At 54.5% G+C, this 16,723-nt stretch carries 19 protein-coding genes; 7 read left to right on the top strand and 12 right to left on the bottom strand.

From position 1 onward, the window contains the following. Positions 1-194: 194 nt before the first annotated feature. Positions 195-1,397, top strand: coding sequence for an acetate kinase (gene ackA, locus BJ887_RS02980; RefSeq protein ID WP_014171008.1), 1,203 nt, complete (start codon positions 195-197; stop codon positions 1,395-1,397). 76 nt (positions 1,398-1,473) lie between these two features. Beyond that, entirely contained in the window at positions 1,474-3,615 is a 2,142-nt protein-coding gene (gene pta, locus BJ887_RS02975) for a phosphate acetyltransferase (RefSeq protein ID WP_121339226.1), read from the top strand. Positions 3,616-3,659: 44 nt separating this feature from the next. Here pta and BJ887_RS02970 read toward each other — a convergent pair whose 3' ends face one another. The 5 genes from BJ887_RS02970 to BJ887_RS02950 form a co-directional block, all read right to left on the bottom strand. Next, complete coding sequence (locus tag BJ887_RS02970) at positions 3,660-4,613, bottom strand: transketolase family protein (RefSeq protein WP_025203581.1); 954 nt, start codon at positions 4,611-4,613, stop codon at positions 3,660-3,662. Next, the gene (locus tag BJ887_RS02965; protein ID WP_121339224.1) at positions 4,606-5,436 is read right to left on the bottom strand and encodes a transketolase; all 831 of its coding nucleotides are present in this window, start codon (positions 5,434-5,436) and stop codon (positions 4,606-4,608) included. The genes BJ887_RS02970 and BJ887_RS02965 overlap by 8 nt, the downstream gene beginning before the upstream one ends. Continuing rightward, positions 5,433-6,824 (bottom strand): PTS ascorbate transporter subunit IIC, encoded by a 1,392-nt coding sequence (locus tag BJ887_RS02960; RefSeq protein WP_020883137.1) that lies wholly within the window; start codon positions 6,822-6,824, stop codon positions 5,433-5,435. Before BJ887_RS02960 ends, BJ887_RS02965 begins: the two co-directional genes overlap by 4 nt. A gap of 21 nt (positions 6,825-6,845) precedes the next feature. Beyond that, entirely contained in the window at positions 6,846-7,118 is a 273-nt protein-coding gene (locus tag BJ887_RS02955; RefSeq protein WP_014171013.1) for a PTS sugar transporter subunit IIB, read from the bottom strand. Positions 7,119-7,197: 79 nt separating this feature from the next. Next, complete coding sequence (locus BJ887_RS02950) at positions 7,198-7,641, bottom strand: PTS sugar transporter subunit IIA (RefSeq protein ID WP_121339222.1); 444 nt, start codon at positions 7,639-7,641, stop codon at positions 7,198-7,200. A 238-nt stretch (positions 7,642-7,879) separates the two neighbouring features. Between BJ887_RS02950 and BJ887_RS02945 the strand changes: the two genes are divergently transcribed. Beyond that, entirely contained in the window at positions 7,880-8,899 is a 1,020-nt protein-coding gene (locus BJ887_RS02945; RefSeq protein ID WP_014171015.1) for a LacI family DNA-binding transcriptional regulator, read from the top strand. Positions 8,900-8,902: 3 nt separating this feature from the next. On the opposite strand, the gene yfcD is transcribed toward BJ887_RS02945, so the two are convergent. Genes yfcD through yfcF form a run of 3 tightly spaced genes read right to left on the bottom strand, consistent with a single transcriptional unit; the run spans position 8,903 to position 10,763 of the window. Next, positions 8,903-9,457, bottom strand: coding sequence for an NUDIX hydrolase YfcD (gene yfcD, locus BJ887_RS02940; protein ID WP_014171016.1), 555 nt, complete (start codon positions 9,455-9,457; stop codon positions 8,903-8,905). A gap of 55 nt (positions 9,458-9,512) precedes the next feature. Further along, positions 9,513-10,064, bottom strand: coding sequence for a phosphodiesterase (yfcE, locus tag BJ887_RS02935; protein ID WP_126487864.1), 552 nt, complete (start codon positions 10,062-10,064; stop codon positions 9,513-9,515). Positions 10,065-10,118: 54 nt separating this feature from the next. Then, positions 10,119-10,763 (bottom strand): glutathione transferase, encoded by a 645-nt coding sequence (gene yfcF / locus BJ887_RS02930; RefSeq protein ID WP_121339733.1) that lies wholly within the window; start codon positions 10,761-10,763, stop codon positions 10,119-10,121. A 140-nt stretch (positions 10,764-10,903) separates the two neighbouring features. On the opposite strand from yfcF, the gene yfcG reads away from it, so the two are divergent. The 4 genes from yfcG to BJ887_RS02910 all read left to right on the top strand — a co-directional run bounded on the left by yfcG (position 10,904) and on the right by BJ887_RS02910 (position 13,434). Further along, complete coding sequence (gene yfcG, locus BJ887_RS02925; RefSeq protein ID WP_121339218.1) at positions 10,904-11,533, top strand: GSH-dependent disulfide bond oxidoreductase; 630 nt, start codon at positions 10,904-10,906, stop codon at positions 11,531-11,533. A gap of 74 nt (positions 11,534-11,607) precedes the next feature. Further along, on the top strand, positions 11,608-11,976 hold the full coding sequence (folX, locus tag BJ887_RS02920; RefSeq protein ID WP_020883131.1) for a dihydroneopterin triphosphate 2'-epimerase: 369 nt from the start codon (positions 11,608-11,610) through the stop codon (positions 11,974-11,976). Positions 11,977-11,989: 13 nt separating this feature from the next. Continuing rightward, positions 11,990-12,883, top strand: a complete 894-nt coding sequence (locus BJ887_RS02915) for a TIGR01777 family oxidoreductase (protein ID WP_014171021.1) — start codon at positions 11,990-11,992, stop codon at positions 12,881-12,883. Positions 12,884-12,924: 41 nt separating this feature from the next. Further along, the gene (locus BJ887_RS02910) at positions 12,925-13,434 is read left to right on the top strand and encodes a GNAT family N-acetyltransferase (RefSeq protein WP_032678617.1); all 510 of its coding nucleotides are present in this window, start codon (positions 12,925-12,927) and stop codon (positions 13,432-13,434) included. A 47-nt stretch (positions 13,435-13,481) separates the two neighbouring features. Here the strand turns inward: BJ887_RS02910 and hisP are convergent, their stop codons facing one another. The 4 genes from hisP to hisJ all read right to left on the bottom strand — a co-directional run bounded on the left by hisP (position 13,482) and on the right by hisJ (position 16,534). After that, positions 13,482-14,255, bottom strand: coding sequence for a histidine ABC transporter ATP-binding protein HisP (hisP, locus tag BJ887_RS02905; protein ID WP_020883129.1), 774 nt, complete (start codon positions 14,253-14,255; stop codon positions 13,482-13,484). A gap of 8 nt (positions 14,256-14,263) precedes the next feature. After that, positions 14,264-14,980 (bottom strand): ABC transporter permease, encoded by a 717-nt coding sequence (locus tag BJ887_RS02900; RefSeq protein ID WP_008502590.1) that lies wholly within the window; start codon positions 14,978-14,980, stop codon positions 14,264-14,266. Then, positions 14,977-15,663 carry a histidine ABC transporter permease HisQ gene (locus tag BJ887_RS02895; RefSeq protein ID WP_020883127.1) on the bottom strand — a complete coding sequence of 229 codons (687 nt, stop codon included), beginning with the start codon at positions 15,661-15,663 and terminating at the stop codon, positions 14,977-14,979. The genes BJ887_RS02900 and BJ887_RS02895 overlap by 4 nt, the downstream gene beginning before the upstream one ends. Before the next feature lie 88 nt (positions 15,664-15,751). Then, on the bottom strand, positions 15,752-16,534 hold the full coding sequence (hisJ, locus tag BJ887_RS02890; protein WP_020883126.1) for a histidine ABC transporter substrate-binding protein HisJ: 783 nt from the start codon (positions 16,532-16,534) through the stop codon (positions 15,752-15,754). Positions 16,535-16,723 lie beyond the last annotated feature (189 nt).

Genomic DNA, 16,723 nt, shown 5'->3' with positions numbered 1-16,723 from the left:
TAACTCGTCAAATTATCGCATATTATGCCATTGGCTGAAAAATGTTCAAAATGGCATAAAATCATATGTATTTCTTCCATCATGCCACAATGTTCGTTTGGCATGATGTTAATCATAAATGTCTGAGTCATTATGCGTTACGCTTTTAGACTCCCTGACGTTTTTTTAGCCACGTATCAATAATAGGTACTTCCATGTCGAGTAAGTTAGTACTGGTTCTGAACTGCGGTAGCTCCTCACTGAAATTCGCCATCATCGATGCGCTCAACGGTGACGAATACCTCTCTGGTTTGGCCGAATGTTTCCATCTGCCTGAAGCACGTATCAAGTGGAAGATGGACGGCAGCAAACAGGAAGCGGCTTTAGGTGCAGGCGCCGCTCACAGTGAAGCGCTGAACTTTATCGTTAACACTATTCTGGCACAAAAACCAGAACTGTCTGCTCAGCTGACTGCGATTGGTCACCGTATCGTCCACGGCGGCGAAAAATACACCCGTTCCGTCGTTATCGACGAAACGGTTATTCAGGGCATTAAAGACTCTGCCTCTTTCGCACCGCTGCACAACCCAGCTCACCTGATCGGTATCGCTGAAGCGCTGAAATCCTTCCCGCAGCTGAAAGACAAAAACGTGGCTGTGTTCGACACTGCGTTCCACCAGACCATGCCGGAAGAATCTTACCTCTATGCCCTGCCGTACAGCCTGTACAAAGAGCACGGCGTTCGTCGCTACGGCGCGCACGGCACCAGCCACTTCTATGTGACTCAGGAAGCCGCTAAAGTGCTGAACAAGCCGGTTGAAGAAGTTAACATCATCACCTGCCACCTGGGCAACGGTGGTTCTGTTTCTGCCATCCGCAACGGTAAATGTGTTGATACATCCATGGGTCTGACCCCGCTGGAAGGTCTGGTGATGGGTACCCGTTCCGGTGACATCGACCCGGCGATCATCTTCCACCTGCACGACACCCTGGGCATGAGCGTTGATCAGATCAACAAAATGCTGACCAAAGAGTCTGGCCTGCTGGGTCTGACCGAAGTCACCAGCGACTGCCGTTATGTTGAAGACAACTACGCAGAAAAAGCAGACGCTAAACGTGCAATGGACGTTTACTGCCACCGTCTGGCGAAGTACATCGGCTCTTACACTGCGCTGATGGACGGTCGTCTGGACGCGGTTATCTTCACCGGTGGTATCGGTGAGAACGCGGCAATGGTTCGTGAACTGTCCCTGGGTAAACTGGGTGTTCTGGGCTTCGAAGTTGACCACGAGCGTAACCTGGCTGCCCGCTTCGGCAAGTCTGGCTTCATCAACAAAGAAGGCACCCGTCCGGCTATCGTTATCCCAACTAACGAAGAGCTGGTCATCGCGCAAGACGCGCACCGCCTGACTGCCTGATTCCACACCGCCAGCAATGCTGGCGGTGCTGTTTTGTAGCCCGCCCCCTGTCGGCGGTAACGAAAGAGGATAAACCGTGTCCCGTACTATTATGCTGATCCCTACCGGAACCAGCGTCGGTCTGACCAGCGTCAGCCTTGGCGTTATCCGTGCTATGGAACGCAAAGGCGTTCGTCTGAGTGTCTTTAAGCCTATCGCCCAGCCTCGTGCCGGTGGCGATGCGCCAGACCAGACCACCACCATCGTGCGTAAGAACTCCAATCTGCCAGCGGCTGAACCGCTGAAGATGAGCCACGTTGAATCTCTGCTGTCCAGCAACCAGAAAGACGTGCTGATGGAAGAGATCATCGCCAACTATCACGCTAACACGCAAGACGCGGAAGTGGTGCTGGTTGAAGGCCTGGTCCCGACCCGCAAACACCAGTTCGCTCAGTCTCTGAACTTCGAAATCGCGAAAACGCTGAATGCTGAAATCGTGTTCGTCATGTCCCAGGGTACCGATAACCAGGAACAGCTGAAAGAGCGTATCGAACTGACCCGCAGCAGCTTCGGCGGCGCGAAAAATACCAACATCACCGGCGTTATCGTTAACAAACTGAACGCACCGGTTGATGAACAAGGTCGTACCCGTCCTGACCTGTCCGAAATCTTCGATGACTCTTCTAAAGCGAAAGTGGTTAAAGTTGATCCGGCGACTCTGCAGGATTCCAGCCCGCTGCCAGTACTGGGCGTGGTGCCATGGAGCTTCGACCTGATTGCTACCCGTGCAATCGACATGGCGCGTCACCTGAACGCTACCGTGATTAACGAAGGCGACATCAACACCCGCCGCGTGAAGTCTGTGACCTTCTGTGCGCGTAGCATTCCGCACATGCTGGAACACTTCCGCGCAGGCTCTCTGCTCGTGACCTCTGCTGACCGTCCTGACGTGCTGGTTGCTGCGTGCCTGGCCGCGATGAACGGTGTGGAAATCGGCGCCATTCTGCTAACCGGTGCTTACGAGATGGATCCACGCGTAAGCAAGCTGTGCGAGCGTGCGTTCGCCACTGGCCTGCCAGTCTTTATGGTGAACACCAACACCTGGCAGACCTCTCTGAGCCTGCAGAGCTTCAACCTGGAAGTGCCGGTTGATGACCATGAGCGTATCGAGAAAGTGCAGGAATACGTTGCGGGCTACATCAACGCAGACTGGATTGAATCCCTGACGGCAACCTCCGAGCGCAGCCGTCGTCTGTCTCCTCCGGCCTTCCGTTACCAGCTGACCGAGCTGGCACGTAGAGCGGGCAAACGTGTTGTTCTGCCAGAAGGCGACGAACCACGTACCGTTAAAGCGGCTGCCATCTGTGCAGAGCGCGGCATCGCGACCTGTGTGCTGCTGGGTAACCCGGATGAAATTAACCGCGTTGCTGCCTCTCAGGGCGTTGAGCTGGGTGCAGGTATTGAAATCGTCGACCCGGAAGTGGTTCGCGAAAGCTATGTTGCGCGCCTGGTTGAGCTGCGTAAGAGCAAGGGCATGACCGAAGCCGTAGCGCGTGAGCAGCTTGAAGACAACGTTGTGCTGGGCACGCTGATGCTGGAGCAGGACGAAGTTGACGGTCTGGTTTCCGGTGCGGTTCACACCACAGCGAACACCATCCGTCCACCGCTGCAGCTGATCAAAACGGCGCCAGGCAGTTCTCTGGTGTCTTCCGTGTTCTTCATGCTGCTGCCTGAACAGGTTTACGTTTACGGTGACTGTGCGATCAACCCGGATCCAACTGCAGAGCAGCTGGCTGAGATTGCTATTCAGTCTGCCGATTCCGCGATTGCCTTCGGTATTGAACCTCGCGTGGCAATGCTCTCCTACTCCACCGGTACTTCTGGTGCAGGTAGCGATGTAGAGAAAGTCCGTGAAGCGACACGTCTGGCACAGGAAAAACGTCCTGATCTGATGATCGACGGTCCGCTGCAGTATGATGCCGCGGTTATGGCTGACGTTGCGAAATCCAAAGCACCGAACTCACCGGTTGCGGGTCGCGCTACCGTGTTCATCTTCCCGGATCTGAACACCGGTAACACCACCTACAAAGCGGTACAGCGTTCTGCAGACCTGATCTCCATCGGGCCAATGCTGCAGGGTATGCGCAAACCTGTGAACGACCTGTCCCGTGGCGCGCTGGTTGACGATATCGTCTACACCATCGCTCTGACCGCGATCCAGTCTTCACAACAGCAGTAATACGTTACTGACTAAAAAGGCGACCCGAGGGTCGCCTTTTTTATTTACAACAACTCCCTCGCCGCCGACACAATGTCGTGTGCCGTCAGGCCATACTCCTTCTGCAGGAAGTCCTGTGTCCCCACCTGGCCGTAACGCTCCTTCACGCCCACCCGACGCATCGGCACCGGACAGGTTTCCACCAGCACTTCCGCCACTGCCGATCCCAGCCCGTTATGAATGCTGTGGTTTTCGCAGGTCACGATACGTCCGGTTTTCTCGGCGTAGTTTTTCACCAGCATCCGGTCAATCGGCTTAAGGGTAAACATGTCGATCACCGCGGCGCTGACGCCCTCCTGTTCGAGCTGACGCGCCGCTTCAAGCGCTTCCGCCACCATAATGCCGTTGGCAATCAGGGTGATGTCACTGCCTTCGCGCAGTACGTTGCCCTTGCCAAGCGTAAATGTCGAACCCGGCGCATACACGCTCGGGGCCTGCTTACGGATGGTACGCACCCAGTAGAAACCTTCGAGGTCAATAAGCTGGCGCAGTACATCTTCAAACATCACCGCATCCGTTACCTCCAGCACCACCGAATGGGCCAGCCCCCGCACGATGCCCATATCTTCAAACGACATATGCGTGCCGCCGTTATGACAGGCCGTCACGCCGGCATCTGAGGCAATGACCTTCACATTGTTACGCTGGTAGTCCAGGGACATAAACAGCTGGTCGAAACAGCGACGGCTGGCGAAGGCGGTAAAGGTATGCACGAACGGCTTGCGTCCGGTCAGCGACAGCCCCGCCGCCGTCCCCATAACGTTAGCTTCCATGATGCCGCAGTTAATCACATGCTGCGGATAATCACGCGCCACGCCATCCATCGCCATTGAGCTCATCAGATCCGCCTCGAGGGCGATAATGTCGCTCCCGGCTTCAATCTGCTGTGCCACAAACCCCGCGTAGACTTTACGCATCTCAACGGCGTCTTTCTGACCTGCAGGTGCAACCTTAATCATGTGAAGCCTCCAGTTGGCGAATCGTCTCGTTGAGGGCCGCCTTGCTCTCGGCGGTTAATCGCAGATGGTGCGAGTTACTCAGTTGCTCCAGATACGGCACGCCCTGCCCTTTGATACTGTCGAGGATCACCACCAGCGGGCGAGCATCCGCCGCCGGAACCAGCGATGTCACCTCCAGCAGTGCCGGAATGTCATCTCCTTTCACCGTCACCACGTCAAACCCGAAGGCACGGAATTTTCCTTCCAGATCGAACGCACAGATAATGTCGTCGAGTTCGCCATCAAGCTGCTGTTTGTTCCAGTCAACGAATACGGTCAGGTTATTCAGGCGATGGTGTGCAATAAACTGGAACGCTTCCCAGCACTGCCCTTCGTTCAGCTCGCCGTCGCCGACGATACAGAAAACCCGGTTGGGGCGTCCCGCCAGCTTATGCGACAGCGCCATTCCACCGGCGATGGAAATCCCCTGCCCCAGCGAGCCGGTGGTAGCATCCACCCCGCGCGTTTTTAGCCGGTCCGGATGGCTCGGCAGGCGCGTACCATTCTGGTTCAGCGTGCCCAGCTCTTCCATCGGGAAGTAGCCTTTGATCGCCAGGGTGCTGTACAGCGCCGGGCCAGCATGTCCTTTTGACAAGACAAAGTAGTCACGCTCTGGCCAGTCCGGGTCGGCCGGGTCAATTTTCATCACTGCGCCGTACAACACGGCCAGGGTTTCAACAACCGACATACTGCCGCCGTAGTGACCAAAGCCCAGCTGGGTCAGCATTTTCAGCGTTTCAAGGCGGATCTGACGCGCCAGATGGGTTATCTCATTCTCATTCATGATTTGGCTCCGGTGTTTTCCTGCGCGTTATCGCCCGCAGATTTGTTTTTAGCGAACACGTTGTACGCCACCAGCAGTGCGAACAACGCCACAACAAGGCCGGTGATGGCAAGCGGCGACAGGAAGCGCGCCAGGTTACCCAGCACGATCCCGACAGCGCCAAAGTCAGCGTCCGAGAACGTGGTATTGGCAAATCCAATTGCCCCCAGCACCGGCAACAGCAGAACCGGCAGGAAGGTGATCAGCAGGCCGTTGGCAAACGCACCAATCATCGCTCCACGACGTCCCCCGGTGGCGTTACCAAACACGCCCGCGGTAGCGCCGGTGAAGAAGTGCGGCACCACACCAGGCAGAATCAGCACCCAGCTGAACTGCCCACAGATAAACAGCCCCACCAGCCCGCCAAGGAAGCTGAACAGGAAGCCAATCAGCACCGCATTTGGCGCATACGGATAGACAACCGGGCAGTCCAGAGCCGGACGTGCATTCGGCACCAGTTTTTCAGAAAAGCCGGTAAAGGCCGGGACGATTTCCGCCAGAATCAGGCGCACACCCTGCAGGATGATGAACACCCCCGCGGCGAACGTGATGGCCATGATGATGGCATAGACCAGGTAGTTCTGACCGCCGCTAAAGGTCGCCTCAACGTAGTCACGGCCGGCGCTCACCGCCATGATCAGGTAGATGATCATCATGGTCAGCGAGATGGAGATAGAGCTGTCGCGCAGGAAGCTCAGGTTCTTCGGCAGGTTCATCTCTTCAGTCGAGCGAGAGCCTTTGCCGAACTTGCTGCCAATCCAGCCGGAGAGAACATAGCCCAGGGTACCGAAGTGACCAAAAGCAATGTCATCGTTGCCGGTAATGCGCTTCATGTAACGCTGCGCCAGCGCCGGGAAGAAGGCCATCACCAGACCGAGGATCAGCGACCCGGTAAACACCAGACCAACGCCCTCAAAGCCCGCCACGGTGAGGATGACCCCAATCATGCATGCCATGTAGAAGGTGTGATGCCCGGTCAGGAAGATATACTTCAGACGCGTAAAGCGGGCGACAATGATATTTGCCACCATACCGAATGCCATAATCAGCGCGGTAGAGGCACCGTATTTCTCTAGCGCAATAGAAACAATTGCCTCGTTATTGGGAATAATGCCCTGAATATTAAAGGCGTGTTCAAACATTCCGCCTAACGGATTTAATGACCCAACCAGCACCGTGGCCCCGCCGCCAAGCACAATAAAACCGAGTATGGTTTTAATGGTCCCTTTCACCACATCAGAAAAAGATTTCTTCTGAGCGACCAGGCCAATTAAGGCTATTAAGCCCACCAGAACCGACGGGACTTTTAATATATCAACAACGAAATTCAGCGTTTCAAGGATAAACATATCCACCTCGCCTTATCAGGATTATTGTCTGTCGAACCAGGCGCGGAGCTGCGCTTCGAGTTCGTTGATATCAATGATGTTGTTGATCACCACCAGCTGGCTTTCCGGCACGCTGGCACTGGCGGCAATGTCCTTCGCCATCACGAAAAGATCGGCGGCACCCGGCGTTGCCGAGGAAAGATCGGAGTGTTCAACGTCGGCGTCAATGGCCAGCTTCTTGAGCACCTTTTTAATATTCATTTCGACCATAAAACTACTGCCCAGGCCTGAACCGCAAATAGCCATAATTTTCATTGTTGTCCCCTTTTTTTGAGTAGAGCACGCCCCATCACGCTAAACGTAATGTTGTGATAAATCGGATGAGAGAATTAAATCAGAAGCGGTCAATAATCGTTTTAATGTCCTCCAGGGTATTCGCCTGATGCAATTCAGCCATATCGTCGTCGCTGGAAAATAATTCAGCGAGGGCAGAGATCATGCCGATGTGACTGTGTTTATCCGGCGCCGCGAGCATAATAATAACATCCACGGGATCGAACTCGCCGGCACCAAAAGAGACTCCCTTTTTCAGTTTTAATAATGAGAGGCCTAATCCTTTGGCCCCCTCTTCCGGCCGCGCATGCGGCATGGCCAGCCCTGGTGCCAGCACATAATAAGGTCCTAATGCATGATGCTGCTCAATGATGGCCGTCACGTATTCCGGGCCAATCACCTGCAGATTCAGCAACGGTTTCGCGCATATTTCCAGCGCCTGCGGCCAGCTTTCCACGCTCTCCTGCAGCGTGATGGTTGTATCATATATCCACTTTTTCAGCATTTCTCCGTCCCGCCACAATGCAAAAGATGAGCAAACTTTATTCAACACATCCCTTATTGACTGCGATCGGGATCACAAAGATAGCGCTACCAATCGCTAACATTCAGAAGTGTGATAGCGCTATCAAATTGTAATCATGGTGTGAATTCACAGCAAAAAAAGGGATTTAAGGCGTATACTGCGTTTCACGTGAAACGAAGGATGATAATAAAAACGCGTCTGGTCAGCAGGAAGGTGTATGTCTCTAACCCGAAAACGGCGCAGTACCGGTAAAGTGACACTCGCCGATGTCGCACAGCTTGCCGGGGTGGGCACGATGACCGTGTCCCGTGCACTCCGCACGCCTGAACAGGTTTCCGATAAACTGCGAGAAAAAATAGAAGCCGCTGTACAGGAATTGGGTTACATGCCTAATCTTGCTGCCAGCGCGCTGGCCTCGGCATCGTCATGGACGATTGCGATGGTCGTTCCTAATCTCTCCGAATCCGGTTGCTCGGAGATGTTCGCCGGGCTTCAGCAGGTACTGCAGCCTGCCGGATACCAGATCATGCTGGCCGAATCACAGCATCGACTCGAGCAGGAAGAAAAATTGCTGGAGACGCTGCTGGCGTCGAACATTGCCGCTGCGATTTTGCTCAGCGTTGAACACTCCGATACTGTCCGCCACTGGCTGAAAAACGCCTCCATTCCGGTCATGGAAATGGGGGCCATGCGCGCCGATCCTATCGATATGAATATCGGGATTGATAACGTCGCGGCGATGTACGAACTGACGGAGATGGTTATTAAGCGTGGCTACCAGAATATTGGCCTGCTGTGCGCTAACCAGGAGCAGTGGATTTTCCAGCAGCATTTACAGGGCTGGTACAAAGCGATGCTTCGCCACCATATGTCACCAAACCGGGTGATTAACGCCGCCATGCCACCGAGTTTTTCCACGGGTGCGGCGCAACTGCCGGAGTTCCTGCTGGCGTGGCCGGAGCTGGATGCACTGGTGTGCGTGTCGGATGAACTGGCCTGCGGGGCACTTTATGAATGCCAGCGTCGGCGTATAAAAGTACCGGACGATCTGGCCGTGGTAGGTTTTGGCGATAGCGACGTCAGCCGGGTCTGTCAGCCACCGCTGACGACCATGGCTGTGCCACATCGTAAGATTGGGATTGAAGCGGGACGCGCGTTACTGGAACGTCTGAATGATGGAGACTGGCGCGATCATAAACCTATCGCGTCCAGCCTGTGTCTGCGGGAGAGCTGTTGAGGCTTACTCCGCCTCTTCCTCTTTTTCCGCTTTCGTGGATTCGTTTTTAGCGTTGCGGGTCATCCACAGCGCCAGCGCTTTTAACGAATCCGGGGTGAACTCGTCGCAACGCGCGGTAATTTCTTCCGGCGTCATCCAGTTCACTTCGCTCACTTCTTCTTCCTGCAGGGCGAACGGGCCATGGGAAACGCAGCTAAACAGCCCGCCCCAGACGCGGCAATGCTCGTCCTCGAAATAGAACTGACCATGCTCGGCAAACGGCACGCCGGCAATCCCTAACTCTTCTTCCGCTTCACGACGCGCGGAATCCAGCAGAACTTCATCCGCCTGAACAACGCCGCCTGCAGTTGCATCCAGCATACCAGGGAGAAAATCTTTGGTGTCCGTGCGGCGCTGAACCAGAATTTTGCCCATCCCGTCATGCACAACGATGTATGTCGCACGGTGACGCAGACGCTCCGCGCGCATTTGTTCGCGGCTGGCCTGCGCGATCACTTCATTCTCTTCGTTGACAATGTCAACCCACTCTGTACTTGCCAAATGACTCTGCTCCACCATCGGGAAACCTTCTCGTCTAAGCGCTCTTTCGGCGCGTTTGCAGTTGAGGTGTAACTTACGGATTAATCGCTATGTGCGCAATAACTTGCTGATCATTAAGTGCGATTACGCTTAACGTATTCTCATCGAGCATGCCATAGCTTGCTGGATTTCCACCTTTCGGTATGCTGACCGAACCAGGGTTAAAGTGATACATCTCGCCGCGTTTTTCTGCCACCGGAATATGAGTATGACCGTAAACCAGGACATCGCCAGCCGCCAGTGCCGGGAGATTTTCCGGGCTAAAAAGATGACCATGGGTCAGGAACAGACGGCTATTTTCCATCAGCACCTGTTGCCAGGGGGCAGTGATGGGAAAATCCAGCAACATCTGGTCCACTTCACTGTCGCAGTTACCGCGAACGGCGATAATGCGCGAAGCATACTGGTTGAGTTTTTCCGCTACCTGCGCCGGTGCATAGCCTTCCGGCAGCGCATTGCGCGGACCATGATTTAACACATCCCCCAGAATCACCAGCCATTGCGCCCCGCTTTGAGCAAACAGAGAAAGAACACGCTCGGTCGCGGGCAGCGAACCATGGATATCAGACGCAAACATCAGTTTCATCAGTCACTCCCTGGAAATCAGACTGCCCTATCATACCTGAAGCGTCAGGCTATATCAGCCCGCCCGCTTAGCGGAGAGTGCCACATAGCGCTGCACTGAGGCGCGTTGCCACTGAAACGCGGCATAATCCACCAGCAGCTGAGGCACCTCATCCCCATTGAGGATCAGACGGTTCAGCATCAGCGCCAGATCGGTATCGGCAATACACCACTCGCCGAATAAATTCGGATTACCATGAGCCAGCAGAGAAGTCGCGGTATCGATCAGTTTTTGGGCACTGGCCGCACCGTCTTTACTCAGCGCCGGTTTTTTCACCCCGGCAAACACCACATCCGTGGAGCGTTCCACGCGAATCGGCACCAGATCGCTGCGCAGCCACGCCTGGATCTGACGTGCGCGGGCACGTTTTTGCAGATCGTGAGGGTAGATGCGCTCCCACTCAGGCGGTGCGAACCGATCTTCCAGATACTCATCGATCGCCGACGATTCACTCAGCGCGAAGCCATCAATGTCCAGCACCGGTACGCGACGGGTCAGGGTGTAGCCCTGCCACTGTGGTTTCAGATGTTCACCGCCGTCCAGATCCACCGTCTTTAGCGTAAATGACAGTCCTTTTTCGGCCAGCGCCACATACGCGCTCAGAACATAGGGAGAAAAGAAATCTGCATCGGACCATAACGTGATTACGGGCTGGTTCATAACATCCTCATCGGCTGATCGGTTTTCATTCAACATATAATCTCTTTGCCTCGCTGTCACTTGATGAAAACTCACGATTTACAACAACCACCTATACTCATTTTTCATGGCGTCACTATTTTCACTGACAGGAGTTGAGAATGATCGACCTTTATTATGCCCCTACCCCGAACGGCCATAAGATCACCCTCTTTCTTGAGGAAGCCGAACTGGATTACAGGATCATTCGCGTGGATATCAGCAAAGGCGATCAGTTCAGTCCTCTCTTTCTGGCTATATCGCCAAACAATAAAATCCCGGCCATTATTGATAACCATCCTGCCGATGGGGGCAAGCCGTTGAGCCTGTTTGAATCCGGAGAAATATTGCTCTATCTGGCAGAGAAGACTGGCAAATTGCTGAGCGTAGAGCTGCGCGAGCGTCACCACACGCTGCAGTGGCTTTTCTGGCAGACGAGCGGTCTGGGGCCGATGCTCGGACAAAACCACCATTTTACCGCCTACGCACCACAGCCGATTCCTTATGCTATCGAACGCTATCAGGTGGAAACCCAGCGGTTATACGGCGTTCTGAACCGTCGGCTGGAGAAAGCACCGTGGCTCGGTGGGGATCATTACAGCATCGCCGACATTGCCTGCTGGCCCTGGGTGAATACCCATGAAAAGCACCGCATTGACCTGGCGTCTTACCCGGCGGTGAACAACTGGTTTGAACGAATCCGCACGCGTCCGGCCACCGAACGCGCCATGCAAAAAATCCAGCAAATTTAAGCCGGTGGCTGGTGTGTGCCGGAGAGGCTCTCATGTATTATGTGAAGGAAATTCTGACACGGAGAAGACCTGCAATGTCGCAGCATGACGCTATTATTCGTATAAAAAATTTACGCCTACGCACCTTCATCGGAATCAAAGAGGAAGAGATCGCCAACCGTCAGGATATCGTGATTAATGTGGTTATCCACTACCCGGCTGAGAAAGCGCGGGCCAGCGAAGATATTAATGATGCGCTGAACTACCGCACGATAACCAAAAAAATCATCCAGTACGTGGAAAACAACCGCTTCTCTTTACTGGAAAAATTAACTCAGGATGTGCTCGACATCGCACGCGATCATCACTGGGTCACTTATGCTGAAGTAGAGATCGATAAACTTCACGCCCTGCGTTACGCCGATTCCGTCTCGATGACGTTAAGCTGGCAACGCCAGGCGTAACCCTGGAGGTTGTATGAAGATTTTGCTGACCGGCGGTACCGGCCTGATTGGTCGCCATCTCATTGCGCGTCTGCAGGCGTTGCATCACGACATTACCGTGGTGACGCGCAGTCCAGAGAAAGCGCGCCAGGTACTGGGCGCAGGTATCGACATCTGGAGAAATCTGGCCGAGCAGCAGAATCTGGACGGATTTGACGCCGTCATCAACCTGGCAGGCGAACCGATCGCCGATAAGCGCTGGACGGAAGAGCAAAAACAGCTCCTGTGCAGCAGCCGGTGGACCCTTACCGAGAAGCTGGTTGAGCTTATCCGTAACAGTCATACCCCGCCGTCGGTTCTCATTTCGGGTTCCGCCGTAGGGTATTACGGCGATCTCGGCGAGGTGGTGGTAACGGAAGAAGAGCCGCCCCACAACGAGTTTACCCATAAACTTTGCGCCCAGTGGGAGCGTATCGCCTGTGCTGCGCAAAGCGATCATACCCGCGTCTGCCTGCTCCGCACCGGTGTGGTCCTTGCCCCAAAAGGCGGCATTCTGGCGAAGATGCTCCCCCCTTTCAGGCTCGGTCTTGGCGGGCCAATCGGCAATGGCCGTCAGTATCTGGCGTGGATCCATATCGACGATATGGTCAACGGTATTCTCTGGCTGCTGGATAACGATCTGCGCGGGCCGTTTAATATGGTTGCGCCCTACCCGGTGCGAAATGAACAGTTTGCCCATGCTCTCGGACATGCCCTGCATCGCCCGGCGATTTTGCGCGTGCCTGCTACGGTGATCCGCCTGATGATGGGTGAAGCGTCCGTGCTTGTGTTAGGCGGGCAACGGGCCCTGCCAAAACGGCTGGAAGCGGCCGGGTTTGCGTTCCGCTGGTATGACTTAGAAGAGGCGCTGGGGGATGTGGTGAGATAATGTTACAGTGATATGCCATGTTCCGACGAAATGGCATATCTATGGCAACCATTACCACTCCCCGGCTCCACCTCACGCCCTTCGAACCCACTGACTGGCCTTTTTTCCGTGCCCTGCGCGAGGATCGCGCCATCATGCAGTATATGGCCGCTATCGCCCCGGAAAAAGAGACCCGACGCCTGTTTGCCGCACGTCTGACGGCAGCGCATGTGTTCGTTATCCGCTTACGCGATGAAGAGACCCCGCTGGGCGATATCGGCTTGCAAATCAGCGCTGAAAATCGTGAAGAGGCGGATATCGGCTATACGGTCGTGCCTGCCGCGCAGGGCCAGGGCATCGCCAGTGAGGCACTGCGCGCGGTGTGTGACTACGCATTTAACCAGACGGGCGTAAAGGCGATTAACGCATATGTGCTGGCAGACAACGGCGGGTCAGTCCGGGTACTGGAGAAAGCGGGTTTTGTGCGCACGCAGGTGCTGGAAAAAGCGTATGAGATTAACGGTGTGCGGTATGACGACTGGGTGTATCGACTGGAGTGTGGTGCGGTTTGATGCCCACACTCCGGCCCTCTCCCACAGGGAGAGGGGAAAGGCTAAACCTACTTCAAAGACCCCTTCAGGAACTGCTGCAGACGCGGGCTTTGCGGGTTCGCTAACACCTCATCGGGATGCCCCTGCTCTTCGATTTTACCCTGATGCAGGAAGATGACGTGGTTAGAAACGTTCCGGGCAAAGCCCATCTCGTGCGTCACCACCACCATCGTTTTGCCCTCTTCGGCGAGCTTCTGCATGATGCGCAGCACTTCGCCAACGAGTTCCGGGTCCAGCGCGGAAGTCGGTTCGTCGAACAGCAAGACTTCCGGCTCCATCGCCAGCGCGCGGGCAATGGATACACGCTGCTGCTGCCCGCCGGACAGATGTACCGGATACTTCATCTGCTGGCGCTCATCAATACCCACTTTCGCCAGGTATTTCACCGCACGGTCGCGGGCGTCCTGTTTGCTGAGACCCAGCACCTGGATTGGCGCTTCCATTACGTTCTCCAGCACCGTCATATGGCTCCAGAGATTAAAGTGCTGGAAAACCATCGTCAGGCGCGTACGCAACAGACGTAGCTGATTTTTATCCGCCACCTTCAGCTGGCCGTCTTTGTCACGCACCAGATTGATGTTCTGCCCGCTCACCACAATTGAGCCTTCGCTCGGTTTTTCGAGGAAGTTAATGCAGCGCAGGAAAGTACTTTTACCGGAGCCGGATGAGCCGATAATACTGATGACATCGCCCGCGTTTGCCTGCAGCGACACCCCTTTCAGCACTTCATGTTCGCCGTAGCGTTTGTGCAGATCAATAACGTTTAATTTGTTCTCAGCCATCATCATTCTCAGTGCGTCGAAGAAGGTTTTATATGCTGCAACCAGCGTTTTTCTGCCTTACGGAACAGGCTAATCAGGACGTATGAAATTATCAAATAAAGCACTGCCGCAATACCGAATGCGGTAAACGGCTGATAGGTTGCCGAGTTAATATCCCGGGCAATCTTCAGTAAGTCCGGCACCGTGGCGGTAAAGGCCAGCGCCGTGGAGTGCAGCATCAGAATCACTTCGTTACTGTACGCCGGTAACGCAATACGCAGCGCCGACGGCAGAATGATGCAACGGTAAAGCTTCACGGAGGAGAAGCCGTACGCACGCGCCGCTTCAATTTCACCGTACGGGACAGAGCGAATCGCCCCTGCGAAAATCTCGGTGGTATAGGCGCAGGTATTGAGCGTCAATGCCAGCACCGTACAGTTCAGACCGCTGCGGAAGAACGCATTGAGCATTTCAGTGCCTTTTACGATCTCAAGCGTGTACATCCCCGAATAGAACACCAGCAGCTGCACGTATAGCGGCGTACCGCGAAACACATAGGTAAACAACCAGATTGGGAACTGGATAAATTTATTGTTCGACACACGACCAATGGCAAGAAATACCGCCAGAATGCCGCCCATCACCACGGAGGAGATCAGAAGCCAGAGCGTAATGGCGACGCCGGTGAAGCGATAGCCATCTGTCCACAGCAGCGATTTCCAGTATTCCTGAATAATCTCAATCACAGATCAGCCCTCTTCACACCCACGGAGTAGCGACGTTCGAGCAGAAGCAGCACACCATTGGAGGCGGTCGTAAAGACCAGATAGATTACGCCACATACCACCGCAAAGTAGAACGGCTCCCAGGTGCTTTTGCCGGCAAGCTGGGTCGCTTTCACCACATCTTCCAGGCCAAGCAGAGAGACCAGCGCGGTTGCCTTAAGAATAACCTGCCAGTTGTTACCGATACCTGGAAGCGCATAGCGCATCATGGCCGGAAACATGATTCGACGAAACGTCTGTGAGGAGGTGAAACCGAATGCGGTTGCCGCTTCAATGTGGCCTTTCGGCACAGCCATATACGCGCCGCGGAAGGTTTCGGTGAAGTAGGCCCCGTAGATAAAACCGAGCGTAATAATACCGGCCACCATCGGGTCGATATCGATTTGTCCCATACCCATTGCGTCCGTCACGCTGTTAAGCGCAATCTGCAGACCGTAAAAGATCAGAAGCATCAGCACCAGATCGGGAACACCGCGAATCAGCGTCGTATAGCCTTCAAAAATCAGCGCCAGCGGCTTGTTAGCCGAAAGCTTCGCCCCTGCGCCCGCCAGACCTATCAGCACCGCCAGCACCACGGAGCTGAGAGCCAGCTCAAGGGTGACAAGCGCGCCCTGTAAAATAACGCCAGAAAATCCGTACAGCATACCGCGAGCCCTGTCGTATCGTGAGTGGTGGAACCGTGTCTTTTCCCCTCCCACAGTGGGAGGGGCTGCACGTTATTTGACGGGGCGATTAGCCGCCGTAAACATTGAAATCGAAGTATTTTTTCGCAATTTTCTCGTACGTGCCGTCAGCGCGCATTTCGGCAAACGCTTTGTTCAGCGCTTCACGCAGTTCGTTGTCTTCCTTGCGCAGGCCCATACCGGTGCCTACACCAAACAACTTCACATCCTTGATGGATGGACCGCCAAACTTATAGTCTTTGCCGACCGGCTGCTTCAGGAAGCCTTCGCTCGCCGCGACTTCATCCTGGAACGCCGCGTCAATGCGACCTGCCGTCAGGTCAGCGTAGATATTTTCCTGGCCCTGATAAGAGACGATTTCAATCCCTTTCGGCGCCCAGTGTTCGTTACCGTAGGTTTCCTGAGTAGTCCCCTGCAGCACGCCAACGCGTTTGCCTTTCAGCGACTCGAGAGTGGGCTGAATGTCGGAAGATTTGGCGACCACCAGACGTGAATCTGCCGCGTAGAGTTTGTCCGTGAAAGCAATCTCCTGCTGGCGTTTTTCAGTGATGGAGAGCGAGGACATAATCACGTCGATTTTTTTCGCTTTCAGCGACGGGATCAGCGCGTCCAGTGGGTTCTCAACGTAGGTACACTGCGCTTTGATGCGTTTGCACAGTTCGTTGGCCAGATCAATGTCAAAACCAACCAATTCACCTTTAGAATTCTTCGATTCGAACGGTGCATAGGTAGGATCGGTACCGATTCGAATTTTCTGCGGAATTGCTGCGAATGCCGCGGTGGCGCTGGAAAAGGCCAGCACCAGAGAAAGTGACAATACTAGTTTTTTCATATCTGTCCTCAACAAACTGTCTACATACGGGATTTTTACGACGACGGGGTGGTGCTAATGTGCCATCAATCCCCTCCGTCAGGCAAAGAATAATGCCTTTGAGCCGGGATTTTTTGCATTATAAATGCGTAAGTATGCACACAGCGATCCAATACAGTGCATTAATTGCACCATATTGGATCATCCCGC

The sequence above is a fragment of the Enterobacter sp. WPR_3_1 genome (assembly GCF_003635055.1).
GTDB classification, from domain to species: domain Bacteria; phylum Pseudomonadota; class Gammaproteobacteria; order Enterobacterales; family Enterobacteriaceae; genus Enterobacter; species Enterobacter ludwigii.
The sequence above is the reverse complement of the archived record's forward strand: the minus strand, read 5'-3'. Positions and strand labels throughout refer to the sequence as shown.

Bases quoted from the DNA above. Each gene is read 5' to 3' on its own strand.
- BJ887_RS02950 (WP_121339222.1), bottom strand. From the start codon at position 7,641: ATGCTGAAAAAGTGGATATATGATACAACCATCACGCTGCAGGAGAGC.
- yfcG (WP_121339218.1), top strand. From the start codon at position 10,904: ATGATCGACCTTTATTATGCCCCTACCCCGAACGGCCATAAGATCACC.
- hisJ (WP_020883126.1), bottom strand. From the start codon at position 16,534: ATGAAAAAACTAGTATTGTCACTTTCTCTGGTGCTGGCCTTTTCCAGC.
- hisP (WP_020883129.1), bottom strand. From the start codon at position 14,255: ATGGCTGAGAACAAATTAAACGTTATTGATCTGCACAAACGCTACGGC.
- BJ887_RS02910 (WP_032678617.1), top strand. From the start codon at position 12,925: ATGGCAACCATTACCACTCCCCGGCTCCACCTCACGCCCTTCGAACCC.
- yfcE (WP_126487864.1), bottom strand. From the start codon at position 10,064: ATGAAACTGATGTTTGCGTCTGATATCCATGGTTCGCTGCCCGCGACC.
- BJ887_RS02955 (WP_014171013.1), bottom strand. From the start codon at position 7,118: ATGAAAATTATGGCTATTTGCGGTTCAGGCCTGGGCAGTAGTTTTATG.
- BJ887_RS02965 (WP_121339224.1), bottom strand. From the start codon at position 5,436: ATGAATGAGAATGAGATAACCCATCTGGCGCGTCAGATCCGCCTTGAA.
- yfcF (WP_121339733.1), bottom strand. From the start codon at position 10,763: ATGAACCAGCCCGTAATCACGTTATGGTCCGATGCAGATTTCTTTTCT.
- BJ887_RS02915 (WP_014171021.1), top strand. From the start codon at position 11,990: ATGAAGATTTTGCTGACCGGCGGTACCGGCCTGATTGGTCGCCATCTC.
- yfcD (WP_014171016.1), bottom strand. From the start codon at position 9,457: ATGGTGGAGCAGAGTCATTTGGCAAGTACAGAGTGGGTTGACATTGTC.
- BJ887_RS02970 (WP_025203581.1), bottom strand. From the start codon at position 4,613: ATGATTAAGGTTGCACCTGCAGGTCAGAAAGACGCCGTTGAGATGCGT.
- folX (WP_020883131.1), top strand. From the start codon at position 11,608: ATGTCGCAGCATGACGCTATTATTCGTATAAAAAATTTACGCCTACGC.
- BJ887_RS02945 (WP_014171015.1), top strand. From the start codon at position 7,880: ATGTCTCTAACCCGAAAACGGCGCAGTACCGGTAAAGTGACACTCGCC.
- BJ887_RS02895 (WP_020883127.1), bottom strand. From the start codon at position 15,663: ATGCTGTACGGATTTTCTGGCGTTATTTTACAGGGCGCGCTTGTCACC.
- BJ887_RS02960 (WP_020883137.1), bottom strand. From the start codon at position 6,824: ATGTTTATCCTTGAAACGCTGAATTTCGTTGTTGATATATTAAAAGTC.
- ackA (WP_014171008.1), top strand. From the start codon at position 195: ATGTCGAGTAAGTTAGTACTGGTTCTGAACTGCGGTAGCTCCTCACTG.